Annotated in this window: 9 protein-coding genes; 1 reads left to right on the top strand and 8 read right to left on the bottom strand. The window is 60.8% G+C overall.

Annotation, left to right across the window (positions count from 1 at the left end; all coding sequences use genetic code 11):
• Positions 1–97 precede the first annotated feature (97 nt).
• A complete protein-coding gene (locus GXP70_RS07775) occupies positions 98–964 on the top strand; it encodes an aldo/keto reductase (protein WP_162355923.1) in 867 nt (288 codons plus the stop codon).
• A gap of 696 nt (positions 965–1,660) precedes the next feature.
• On the opposite strand, the gene GXP70_RS07770 is transcribed toward GXP70_RS07775, so the two are convergent.
• From GXP70_RS07770 to GXP70_RS07735, 8 genes are all read right to left on the bottom strand, one after another.
• Positions 1,661–2,542 carry a phosphotransferase gene (locus GXP70_RS07770; protein ID WP_225442715.1) on the bottom strand — a complete coding sequence of 294 codons (882 nt, stop codon included), beginning with the start codon at positions 2,540–2,542 and terminating at the stop codon, positions 1,661–1,663.
• 115 nt (positions 2,543–2,657) lie between these two features.
• Positions 2,658–3,509 (bottom strand): NAD-dependent epimerase/dehydratase family protein, encoded by an 852-nt coding sequence (locus GXP70_RS07765; RefSeq protein WP_162355922.1) that lies wholly within the window; start codon positions 3,507–3,509, stop codon positions 2,658–2,660.
• Between the two features lie 43 nt (positions 3,510–3,552).
• On the bottom strand, positions 3,553–4,398 hold the full coding sequence (locus GXP70_RS07760; protein WP_225442714.1) for a TolB family protein: 846 nt from the start codon (positions 4,396–4,398) through the stop codon (positions 3,553–3,555).
• Between the two features lie 97 nt (positions 4,399–4,495).
• Complete coding sequence (locus GXP70_RS07755) at positions 4,496–5,446, bottom strand: phosphotransferase family protein (protein WP_162355920.1); 951 nt, start codon at positions 5,444–5,446, stop codon at positions 4,496–4,498.
• Between the two features lie 243 nt (positions 5,447–5,689).
• Positions 5,690–7,894, bottom strand: coding sequence for a copper amine oxidase N-terminal domain-containing protein (locus GXP70_RS07750; RefSeq protein WP_162355919.1), 2,205 nt, complete (start codon positions 7,892–7,894; stop codon positions 5,690–5,692).
• 292 nt (positions 7,895–8,186) lie between these two features.
• Positions 8,187–10,214, bottom strand: coding sequence for a Na+/H+ antiporter (locus tag GXP70_RS07745; RefSeq protein WP_162355918.1), 2,028 nt, complete (start codon positions 10,212–10,214; stop codon positions 8,187–8,189).
• A gap of 224 nt (positions 10,215–10,438) precedes the next feature.
• A complete protein-coding gene (locus GXP70_RS07740) occupies positions 10,439–11,365 on the bottom strand; it encodes a hypothetical protein (RefSeq protein WP_162355917.1) in 927 nt (308 codons plus the stop codon).
• A gap of 154 nt (positions 11,366–11,519) precedes the next feature.
• A complete protein-coding gene (locus tag GXP70_RS07735; RefSeq protein ID WP_162355916.1) occupies positions 11,520–12,464 on the bottom strand; it encodes a GNAT family N-acetyltransferase in 945 nt (314 codons plus the stop codon).
• Positions 12,465–12,560 lie beyond the last annotated feature (96 nt).

Genomic DNA, 12,560 nt, shown 5'->3' with positions numbered 1-12,560 from the left:
TGCCGGCCCGCTGCACTACAATCTTGGCACAGGGAGACAAGCGTCTTTCCGAAGCTTGGCAGGCATTCATCACTCATGCGAATCGGAGGTAATCGTAATGACCATCCAGCAACACACTGCAGCCGCTTCAGGTACATATGCCATCGGAGGCGATTTGACCGTCAATCGGCTGGGCTACGGCACCATGCAGCTGACAGGTCCGGGCGTTTGGGGGGATCCGAAGGATCCGGAAGAAGCGGTCCGCGTCTTGCGGCGCACGGCCGAGCTCGGCGTCAATTTCATTGATACGGCCGACGCGTACGGCCCGTTCACCGCGGATTTGCTGCTGCACAAGGCGCTTCACCCGTACAAGGACGATCTCGTGATCGCGACAAAAGCAGGCTTGACCCGCTCCGGTCCGAACGACTGGCGTCCTGTCGGCCGTCCGGAATATTTGCGCCAGCAGGCGCTGCTCAGCCTTCGCCATCTCGGCCTGGAGCGCATCGATCTGTTTCAGCTCCACCGCATCGATGCGAAGGTGCCGTTGGAAGAGCAGATCGGCGAATTGGCCAAGCTTCGCGAAGAAGGCATCATCCGCCACATCGGCCTGAGCCAGGTCAGCGTGGACGAAATCAAAGCCGCCGCCAAGATCGCGCCGATCGCGTCCGTTCAGAACTTGTACAACCTGTCCAAGCGCGACTCGGAAGACGTGCTGAACTACTGCGAAGCGAACGATATCGCGTTCATTCCATGGTTCCCGCTCGCGACGGGCGCTCTAGCTCAGGCAGGCGGCCCGTTGGACGCGATCGCCGCCAAATACGACGCCAAGCCTTCTCAGATCGCGCTCGCCTGGCTGCTCAAACGCTCCAAAGTCATGCTGCCGATCCCGGGCACGTCGCGCGTCGCCCACGTCGAGGAGAATATCGCCGCAGCCGGCATTACGCTCAGCGACGAAGATTTCAACGCACTGTCCGCGCTTGCTTAGCATTCGCGCATTCGTGCATTCGTGCAAGCAAGGGCCATGGCTGCGATACCGCACCTGCACCCGCGGGCTTGTTGACCGCGGACCAGTTGATCGCATGCTAGTTGACCGCGGGCAGGCCGACCACTTCGCGCGCACGACAATCAAGAAGCCGTACAAGCCGGACGATTCCGGCGTTGTACGGCTTTCAGGCGTTCGACAAGTTCGACGCCACATATGTCGCATGTATGGAAAAGAAAGCCCTCCTCCAAGACTCGCGGACAAAGAGTCCGTTATTTTGGCGAAATCGGGCTTTTGGGGACAGCGCACGGACACAGGATCCGTTAATGTGCCCGAATGACATCGAAAACAGGCAAATCAGCCGATATAGCGGAACTCCTGTCCGCGAGCACGCGGAAATACGTAGTATAGAAGCGGATAACGGATCTCCTGTCCGCTTCCTTGCATCGACGAACGCACCGTCAACCAGCCGTCATGAAGCCGGCTCGTTCGAAACGGTTACAGCAGCAATCCATGCCACGCCGGCGAAGCGCCGACAGGAGCTGTTCGTGCGCTAGGATGCAGTTTGCCACGAGCCTGCTCGAAGCAGCGTATTATCTCAACAATCAAGAAGCCGTACAAGCCGGACGATCCTGGCGTTGTACGGCTTTCTTCTTCGTCGTGACCGAACCGCCGCCCGGCCTATGACAATCCACCCGTTTACCCCTCATTCATACGAGACACTTGCGCAAGACAAGCTTCCGCCCGCTCCAGCTGGCTCATCGCAAAAGGCAAATCCCCGCTGCCCGCAAGGGCGAAATCGAGATTGCCGAGCACGGACATGAGCACCCTGGCCGTAAGCGCGAATGCGAACGCTTCCCGTTCGCCGCTGTCGTTCAGCCGGCTGACGATATAGCTGAAAACCGGCTCTTGCATGCCGCCGAACAATGCCCGATTGCAGACGAACGAAGCCTTGTCCCAGAATGCGGGCATCAGCGAGGCATCTTCGAAGTCCGCCCAGATCCATCCTTCGGGACTTGGAAGCAGGTTGCCCGCATGCGCATCGCCATGGCATGGGAACAGCTCGGTCTCGCGGCGCATCTGCCGATCAACATCCGCGAATCGCGTCAGGAGCGCCTGCACGCGCGGGTCGGCGCTGCCCGTCAAACGCTCGGCCGACCGAACGGTCCGCTCCCAGACGCCGAGATGCGGAAGCTCTCCCCGATAGCCGCGCATGGCGTGCGACAGCTGATCGATGCGGGCAGCGGCGTCCTCCGGCGAGAGCGGCGGCAGTGCCGTAGGCGGCACATAGTTCCAGCAGCTCATCCACGTATCGCCGAGCGCATACAGGCTCGCTTCCATCCGGTCGGACGGCAATAATACCGGGACGTTCCGGTCGTGGAGATGCCTTGCGATGCGCAGTTCCTGCGCAAGGCTTGCGAGCGCGTCTTCCGCCTCGTCCCGGGAACGGACGACGGCAATTCTCGCCACGATGGGATGCGGGGCCAAATGAACGATCAGGTTGCCGCCAAGGCTCAGCTCGACAGGCGCAATCCCGTCCAATCCCGCAAGCTTGGCAACCGCGATTGCTTCTGAAATCATCTTCCTAGTATCCGGCACGTTCAACTGCTATCAGCTCCTTAACGAGGATGCCCTTATCCTAGCCCCAACATGGCACCATGGCCGCGTGCCCGAGAGGCTTGCTTTGCCTTGCCCATTATTGCAATCCTGCGCGGAAGCCTTCCCGCCACGACCTGTACCGCGGCTCCCAGCCTTGCCTTACGGCCTTGGCGTTCAACGCGCCCCGCTCGCCCCGGGCGCTGCCGGTCTGAACCTCCGGCGCAGGCGCGCCGACCGCATCCGCGAAGGCGGGCAGCCATGCCGTGCCGGAAGCCGGCTCGTCGTCGACGATATTGTAGACGCCGGACGGCCAGTCCAGGGCGAGCAAGGCGGCGCGGGCGGCATCTTCGGCGTGGACGAAGGAGCTGACGCCGTCCGTGGCCGGAAGCCGGCGCTCCCTCGCCTGTTCGGCCATCCAGCCGTCCGCGGCGTACCATGTGCCTTCGCCGTAGAGCAGGCCGTACCGCAGAATGACATGCGACGGCAATTCGGCCGCCGCCGCTTCCATCACGGCGACGGCTTCAACCGTAGAGCGGCGCGGCTCCGGCGCTTCGAGATCGAGCGGCTCCGCTTCCGCAGCCGGTCCGCCGCCCGGCGCGTACACCCAAGAGATGCTCTGCACGATGATGCGCCGAACGCCCGCCGCGCGCGCGGCGTCGACCAGATTGCGCGTGCCTTCCCTGCGGATGCGCGCATTGTCCGCGAAATTCCGCGCGCCGAGCGCGGTCAGCTGATGGATGACCGCATCCGGCTTCGATTCGCAAACGGCCGCGAATACGCCCTCCCGGCCGAAGACGTCCGCAACCGCGGAGCGTGCTCCCGCGCGTTCCAGCGCGGCCGCCTGATCCGGGCTACGGATCAGGCCCGTCACTTCATGGCCGGCTTCGATCAACAGCGGGATAAGCGATCTGCCGATGACCCCGCTTGCGCCCGCGACTAAGATCTTCATGGCTTGTTTCCTCCTTACCCGTTCTGCTGCATATCGATCACTATTACGCTTTCAACCGATAGCTGACGAAAGCAAGCCGCTTGCTGTCGGGCGACCAGGAATTGACGTTGATCGTCCCCTGGCCCCCGAAGAGCTGCACCAGCGTCCGCGGCACGCCGCCTTCGCTCGGCATCAGGCGGATCTCGACATGCTTATTCGGCGGATGATCGCCCGGCTCGACATCGCCCTTGCGATAGACGATATGCGCAACCGTGCGGCCGTCGGGCGATACATGCGGGAACCAGCTGTTGCTCTCGCCGAACGTCATCTGCGTCTGCTCGCTGCCGTCCGCATTCATGCGCCATACCTGCATGAGCCCGCTTCGGGTCGAATTGAACCAGATGTGACGGCCGTCGGGCGAATACTCGGGTCCGTCGTCCAGTCCCGGCGTGTCGGTCAGCCGCGTTTCGCCGCCGCCCTCGACCGGAATGGCGTAAATATCGTACTGGCCGTTCCGTTCCGCGCAGTACGCCAGCGTCGAACCGTCCGGCGACCAGCCGTGCAGATAGCTCGGCGCCAGCTGCGTTACGAGCGTCGGCTCCCCGCCGGCAAGCGGCACGATGGATATGCGCGAGCCGCCGTCCGGCCAGGAATGATCGCTGATCGCGATCCGCGCATTGTCCGGCGACAGCACATGGTCGTTGTTGCACCGGTTCGCTTTGCCGGTATCGATCGCTGCCGATTCGCAGGAAGCGATATCGAAGGCGTACAGCAAGCCGCCGCTGTTATAGATAAGCCGCTTCCCGTCGCGCGTCCAGTTCGGCGCCTCGATCAAATAATCGAACTCGGCCAGCGTCTGCCGTTCGCCGGTATCGACATCGACCGTTTCCAAGAAACTGATCACGTTCATCTTCATCCGTCCTTTACGATTAAGATCGTCGCTCCGTCATAGACAGCATGCCCGGAAGCGACGTTGTCGTGCTTGCCCTCGCCAAATGGTCCTCCCGCTAGCCGAGCACCTCGGCGACGACCTGTCTGGCATACGCCGCGTAGGAATCGGCGAGATCCGGGCTTCGGTCCAGCGCCCAGCGCAGTTTGTCGAATGCGCGCAGGAGCAGCAACGGCTTCGCTTCCGCCGCGATTCCTTCACGTATGCCATACCCATCCAGAAACGCCGAGAACTCTTCCGCATTCGGGCCCTCGCCCTGCAGCCGGCTCTGCATCACTTGAACGAGCTGTCCATGCGGCGATACGGCTGCCTCCGCGCTGCCCCAATCCAGCAAAATCACTTGCCCCGCGTGATCGACGATCGTATTCTTCAGCGACAGATCGCCGTGATTCAACCCGAAGCCGAACACCGTTCGGCTTACTTGCTCGAACAGGCGCCGTGCACGCTGCGATTCCGCGCGCGTTACGACCCCGAGCGCGAGCAGCCGGTCATCGTCCGTCAAACTGCGGATGTTGTACTGCACGTACCCGAGCCAGCTGCCGTCGGACCCTGCATGCGGCGGCGACCTGAACAAGCCCAGCGCGGGATCAGCCAGTTCTTCGCCATAGCCTTGCGTCGGAATCGCCTGCATCCGTCCGGCATATTCGCCGAGCTGCCGCCATATCTCTGTCCGCGGATGCAGGCTGTCAGTCCCGTTGCAGCCTTCCACGAACGTCAGCAGCATGTACGCCGTATCGGCCGCTATGCCGATGGACAGCACTTCGGGGCCTGGAATGCCGGCCGCGGCCGCCTGTTCGATGCACCATCGTTCTTTCTTGTAGCATGCATAGGCGCCGCTCCCGTTCATGCGGACGACGACTTTGCGGCGCGCCGTCTCGACGACGCACACCTGATTGACGAAGCCTTTGCCGAGGATCTGGTAAGCGGACATCGCCGGCTCGCCCAGATAGTCGGCCGCGATCCGTTCGGCAAGACGAACGATATCGGTCTTCAATGGTTCGTCGCGCATTCGAATTCCCGCCTCCCTTGTTCGCGCGGACGCTTCGAGCCTCCTTGTACGCGGATGTACATGTAAGGAGTTCTTCGCGGCGCACCGATATCCTCTATCGCGATTCTCACCAATCCACGAAATCAGCAGCGTTCCCCGCCAATCGACGACAGCCCCCGAAATCATTGCGTGAACAAAGCAAAAGCAGCCGATCGTATCGATCGGCTGCGGACGTGCTCGTATAGGGCGTGCAAATGGCCAATGCTACTGGCGGAGCTCCGGCAGCGGCGTGAACAGCATCGCGACCGGCAGGTTGCTGCCCGAAGCGACGGTGAACACGATGTCGACCGTTTCCTCGCTGTCCCCGGTGCGGTACAGCACGCCGGCCTGGTTATTGTTCTGCAGCACCTGATTCTTCGCGACCGTCACGAGCTGCCCGTTGACGAGGAACGCGCCCGTATACAGACCGCCCCGCCCGTTCAGCGAGATGAGCGTATGCGGCGCGACATGCGACAGATGCATGCGGTACAAGACGCCGAAATTGCCGCGGTTGTACTCCAGGTTTCCGGTCATCTCGTCGATGCCGTCCAGGATTTTGTCGATCGACGGGTCGCCGATCTGAATCCGCTGCGGAGTAGCGCCCAGCCGCTCTTCAATGTCGATGGAGCGGTCGGCGTTGTAGAACGTGCCTCTGACGTGAACCCCGTCGCGGGCCATGACCGGCAGGTTCGGCAGCTCCGCAAGCGCGTCTTTGTTCGAGGCGACGACGACGACCGTGTACAGCAGCTCTTTATTGGATAGAATGTCCGCGTATGAGCTGAACGATTCGTTCGCTTTCAGCGGCACCTTGGCGATATCGGGCAGAATCTCCTTCGTCTCCCCGGGAGCGATCGATGTCAAGACAGGCGTCGGCTTGCTCGCGAACGACGACAGATAGCGGGACGTAGCCAGCTTGCCGGCCAGCTCCGGCGAAGCCGTCGGTCCGCCCATGCCGATCGCGGTCTTGGTCACTTGGGCGGCGGAATAGCCCATGTTCGTCGCGAACAGATGAATCGAGACCGGATAGCCGATCTTGTTGACGTTATGGAACATGAACCGGACTTGGCCCGACAGTTGAGCGCGATACGCGATCCCTTCCTGGATAAGCGTCTCCGGACTGTTGCTGCGCACCATCTGCGACGGTTCCGAGGCGATCGTGTATTTATAAGCCGGGATCTGCAGCACGCTCGCGCCGTCAATCGCGAAAATTTCGCCTAGCGGCGTAAACAGCTTGGCATATTCGTCCTTCGTGTAAAGCACTTCGTTCGATACCGTAATCATCTTCGATACCGTGGATGTCAAGCCGTGCCGATCCTCGACTTCCAGCGTGACGAGCTTGTCGCCGGGCTCGAAGAACACGATATCGTTGCCTGTAAACGTGCTGCGGACGATGGAATTCTCGTCGTCGGTGCTCAGATCCGTATACGTAACGTTCTCGCCGATCCGGTAGACCGTCTTATTCGTCGTAAAATCCGCGACCGGCGGCAGGTTCGGCGCCTTGACCGTTACGGTCACGCTGAACGGATCGCTCCATACGCCGTTGCTGTCTTCCACTTCCCGCGTAATGACGTAGGTGCCTGCCTCCGGGAAGAAGTCCATGCGCCCGGTCCACTGTTCGTCCACGAACGGCATGCCCGTCGCATTCGTCGAATGGTCGATATACACGACCGGCGTTTGCATCGCGTAGATTTCGCCAGGCTGAACCTCGAATTCCGCCGTCGGCTTCGGAGGCAGCACGACGGTCGACCATTTCAGCGTAATTTGCTTGCCGACGACCGCGATCGTGCTGTCCGCCATTTCACCCCAGGAACGCAGCGGAACCATCAGGTAGCCCTGTTGGATGAACGTTGCGCCGGCGAGCTTCGTCTGCACGCCGTCCCGCGTCGCGACGTCGCTGCCGATCTTGAACACCAGCGTATGCTTGTCGCTTGTCGCGGACGATTCCTTCGTCAGGGCGTTATAGGACGTTTTGTAGCCGTAGCGCGCGGCAATCGAGCTGAACGGAAGGAACGTTCTGCCGTTGATGCTCGTTACCGGCTGCGCGGATTGATAGGTCGTTCCGTTGTGCAGCATAGTCGTGCTGCCGATCGTCAAATCCAGCCGGTCCGTCGCCGGAGACGCTTCCGTGCCCGTACCTGGCGTTCCCGTGACTGGCGTGCCGGTTCCCGGTACGTCAGTGCCGGGAGTGCTGCCCGGCGTCGTATCCGGGACGCTAATGCCCGGCGATGTACCCGTGCTTGGCGTTGCGTCTGTGCCTGGCGCCGTGCTTGTGCCCGTATCGGACGCTGCGTCTGCGCCGGATGCTGCCCCCGTATCCGCTGCGGACGTAGATGGTTCCTGCCCGATACCCGCTGCATCGGCTCTCGTTACGGCGTTCGTGAAGGGCAGTAATAAGAATGATAAGACCAACAACCATTTCAACGATTTCATGCTCTGTCTCCTCTATTTTCTCATCTGCTCCGCATGCGCGGGAATACCCGGCAGCCGGAGATTTACGATTACCATATGTCTTAACGCCGCAAGCACGGCATTTGTTGCGAAATATTGGGAAAAAACATCAATTGGACACAATTCCCGGCATCCCGCGAAAGGTGCGGTCTAGGATCCGCGCGGACGTCTAACGAAAAAGGCGCCTGCTGACAGGCGCCGGATGCAGGCATTCGATCCGACGGGCCGGGAGCAGGCGGTTCGGCCGTAACCGGGCAGCCTGCTCCAACGCCGTCTACGCCTGCAGGAAATTCCCCCAATTGACGTCCAGCACTTCCGCTTCGTGCATGCTGACCTGGAATTGCAGCTTGTTCAATTGCTGGCGTCCGATGTGGCCCTGCTGGTAGAAGAGCTGCAGCGCCTCCCGCTCCGCTTGAATGGACAGCATCCGCAGCGATTGAACCTGCTCCTCCACGACATCGTCCGGATTCGGAGCCGTCAGCTTGTTGTTCAGCATATGGATCATATACCGGTAATGGCCGCACACCCGGTTCACGGAGGAGTCGGCGCATGATTCGTTCTTCTGCAGCTTCTGGAGCGCATAAGCGGCGGTCGTGGCCCGCATCCGGATGTACGCCTTGCGGTTCTTCACCTTCCAGCCGTCCTCCTTCCGTACCGAAGGACGGAAGAACGAGATGACCCGGTTCACGAGCGAATAGAGCAGCAGGTAGAAAATATGCCGGCGCTTCGAGACGGCGATCTCGATATTGCGGAACATATTGTCCAGCACGGTCGCTTCTTCGGCGCCGATCTCGCCCTGCTCGCGCAGCAGCTGCACGCATTTCCGCTCTTCCGCGATGCCCAGCTTGCGCAGGTACAGCTCCTCGTCGCGCGCTTTGCGCGACAGCCTGTCGTATTCCGAACGTTTGATGTCCGACAGGCGCTGATCGTTGTCCGCGATGACGATCGCCGCGGAATGAACATTGGTGTCGTCGATGGCCAGCCGCACGGCTTGGCTCGCCGCCTTGATCGCTTCCTTCTGGACGCGAAGCTCCGCGTCGCGTCCGGCCAGCCCGCCTTCCGCCTCGTCCGGCTGTCCGGCCAGCAGCGGAAGCGCGATGCTCGCAATCAGCAGCGAGACCAGGATGACGCCCGCCGCCAGGAAAATCATCAAGTCCCGCTGCGGGAAAGGCGCTCCGCTGCCGAGCACGAGCGGTATCGTGAACGCGCCCGCAAGCGTGATGGCGCCGCGGATGCCGGAGAGTGACGTCAAGGTGATCGCCCGCCAATCGTTGCGGGTTCCGATCGGCGTGGTCAGCCGCTCCGACACGGTCAGCCACAAGAAACGCAGCGCGATGAGCAGCACGTAGATAAGCAGCACAAGGCCGACGGCCCGGTAATTGTTATAGGCCAAATTGCTGAAGATGCTGTGCAGAATGTCCGGAATCTGCAAGCCGAGCAGCACGAACACGAGCCCGTTCATGACGAACAGAATGATGTTCCATGTGATTTCCGAGACGAATTTCTGCTCGATCGTCGTGAAGCCGGACCGGTCCTGCTCGATCGCATGAACGATCCCGCCTGCGACCGCGGCAAGGATGCCGGACAAGCCCGCGTGTTCCGCGACATAGAAGAGAATGAACGGCGTCACGATTTGAATCAGCACGTGGATCGACGCGTCCTCGATCCCGAATCGCCGCAGCGCCATGCGTATCCATATGATCGCGACCGCCAGCAGCGCGCCGAGCAGCAGGCCGCCGAGCGAAATGACGAGGAAGCTCCACGAGGCCGTCCAGAGGGAGAACGTGCCCGTGACGGCAGCGGCGATCGCGAATTTGAACGCCACGAGGCCGGAGGCGTCGTTCATGAGCGACTCGCCTTCCAGCAGGCGGTGAATGTTCTGCGGCAGATGCACGCGCGAGGCGATGGCAGACACGGCGACCGCATCCGTCGGCGAGAGGATCGCCGCCAGCGCGAACGCCGCCGCCAGCGGAATGACGGGAATCATCGCGTGGATGATATAACCGCCCGCGATGACGGTGAGGAACACGAGTCCGACAGCCAGCAGCAGAATCGGCAGCCGCAGCCGCCACAGCTCGTCGCGGGGCGTCCGCTTGCCGTCGTTGAAGAGCAGCGGCGCGATGAACAGGATAAAGAACAGCTCCGGCTCCAGATGGGCATGGATATGCCACGGCAAGTAGACGACCGCGCCTCCGAGGGCGACCTGGATGACGGGAAGCGGGATAAAGGGCAGCATCCGCTGCAGCACCTGGGAACCGGCTAGCAGCAGCAGCAGCACAAGTACAACGAGAAATAACTCCATGCGATCCTCCGGCGTTTGAAAGTCGACTGGTTCAGCGCTGACCGCATCGGCGTCTGACCGACGGGCCGAACTCCCCGGCTAACCCAGTCTACTTGCATTGTACCCTATAACCCGGGTTGCCATGTTCAAAAAATTCCCGTTACGGATACGAAAGAAGCGGCGTAAGGAATCGAGGCGGTCGGACGCAAAAAAACCCGAGGCCGGCGCCTCGGGCAGTATCCATATTAAGGTTGCGGCATGTAACGATGATCGATCTTCAAGTAGCCCCGGTAAACCTTCATATGATACATAAAATCGGGGTCGGTCGATATATGGACCCGCTTCACATTCGGCGAGAGGCTCCTGATTTCCTTGGTGATCCGCTGTTTCATGTCAGCGGGAACGGAGCTGCCGGCGATGGCTTTCCGATCCAGACCGAATAGCTTGCTTGCATGGCCGTCCGCGGAAGAAGCGGAAGACTTCGTCGACTCTGCTTTCATGGAAGGGGTATTATTTCGCGCCGTCAACGCATGGGAGTACTGGATCAACCCTTCACCGGTATGCTGGGACAGCTGGGTCATGCCGTACGGATGGCGAAGGGTCGATCCGTCCAGCGACCGGCCGTTCCCCGCGCCGTTCATCGTATTCGAGGCTTTCGGACCGTACATGTACGGCCCGCCCGGGAAGTACATGCCGTTCATCCCGTAGTTGCCGCTCGTTCCGGAAGTCCCGTTCATGCCGTACGTATTTTTCGTTTTGGACAACGCCGCGTTCATTTCGCTCATCTTCGCGCCGTTAGCTGCCGTACCGCCGACGCCATGGTTCATGTCCCCTGCGGTGCCGCGCTTCGCGTTTGCTTGCGCCTTCGGATGAAGCGATAAGGCAACGTAAGCATCGGCGCCATCGACATACACGTACGCTTTGTGAATGCCTTCGAGGCCGGAGATTCGATCCCCCATCGTCCTGTTCGCCGTTAGCCGCTTCCCGTTCATGTGATTCGCGACCTTGTTCTCCGCTGCCGTACGGTCGTCGGATAACAGGCGCATGTCTTCTTTTGCGCTGCTTTTCGCGTTCATATTGCGTGCGGTTTGATCGCCTTGATGATTCATACAACCGGTTAATAATGTCGATATGACGACGCTCGTCGCCAGCAGGATCCTTTTCCGCTGCATCTTCTCGTCCTCCTTTAGCCGTCTTGAGGCTTAACGTTAGGCTTTGTCGAATGCGGCGGCGCTATGCTTGTCAACTTTTTAACGAAATGTGATTCCGCAGCCATACGAATAACGAAAAAGCCCTTCGCACGGAAGGGCTCTCGTCGGCGCTGCGCTATTCATTCTCCGCCGGAATATACATCGTCTGTATTTCGGGCACGCCCGGGACGAAACCAAGCTCCAGGTACACCGACTCCGCCGTGTTTCCCTCCATGACATACAGCCTCAGCAGCGGATATGCCCCGTGCAGTACGGTCAGCGCACGCTTCAGCATATTGCCGGCCAGGCCCATTCCTCTGTACGCGGGCAGAACGCCGATCCGGTACACGGCCGCTTGACCGTCCTGCAGGCAGAGACGGCAGTTCGCCGCCAGCGTCCCGGTCAGCTTATCGTACACGAGCGTCGAGCCTTGCAGCAGCCGCTCGTTCGTGTAATTCGCATCGTCGGGGGCGTAGTCCGCGAGCGTGCGTTGATTCCGTCTGACGGCGTCGATTCCTCCGGCGAAGCTTGCATAGTCGCATGCGGCGATCTCTTCCTGCTTCGCGTAACGCTTGCCGCCCAGTCCGTCTTCTTCGATCCCGGGACTTTCGATCGCGAACCGGTCGTCCCAGCTGACGTCGAACCGGTCCGCAGGCCGCTGCATCCAGCGGCATCGGAACGCATCCGGCCAGAACCCCGCCCGCGCGAACAGCTCCGCCTGGTCCGGCAAAATCTCGAACGCTTTGATCCGCTGCGTCCGGTCCGACCAACGCTCAAGCTGCGCCCTGAGCAGCTTCATGACCTGCGCCGTCTCCCGGAATGGCGGCACGAAGAACAGCAAGTAGATTTTGTTCGGGAGCATCGTGACGCCGCCGATTCTCGTCTCCCCTTGATGAATCCAGAAGCGGCTTCCGTGCGGCGCGTCGAAACGTTCTTCCTTGAAGAAGCCGTTGTAAGCCATGTTGTAATAAACGGAACAGTAGACGCCCCACTCGGCCGGATCTGCTCTATGAAGGGAATAATCGCCAGACAGCGGGTACGCTGCGTTATCCTCGGAATAGTTCAAGTTCAAGTCCTGCATCTCTTCTCCCCCTTGTGAAGCCTGTCTCAGCGCTGTCTCAGTACTGTCGGCCCACCTGATCCAAACCAGGATTGATTAGCGTTCGCTGCGAAAACA

The sequence above is a fragment of the Paenibacillus lycopersici genome (assembly GCF_010119935.1).
Lineage (GTDB): Bacteria > Bacillota > Bacilli > Paenibacillales > Paenibacillaceae > Paenibacillus_Z > Paenibacillus_Z lycopersici.
This window is presented reverse-complemented; position numbering and strand designations above follow the sequence as displayed.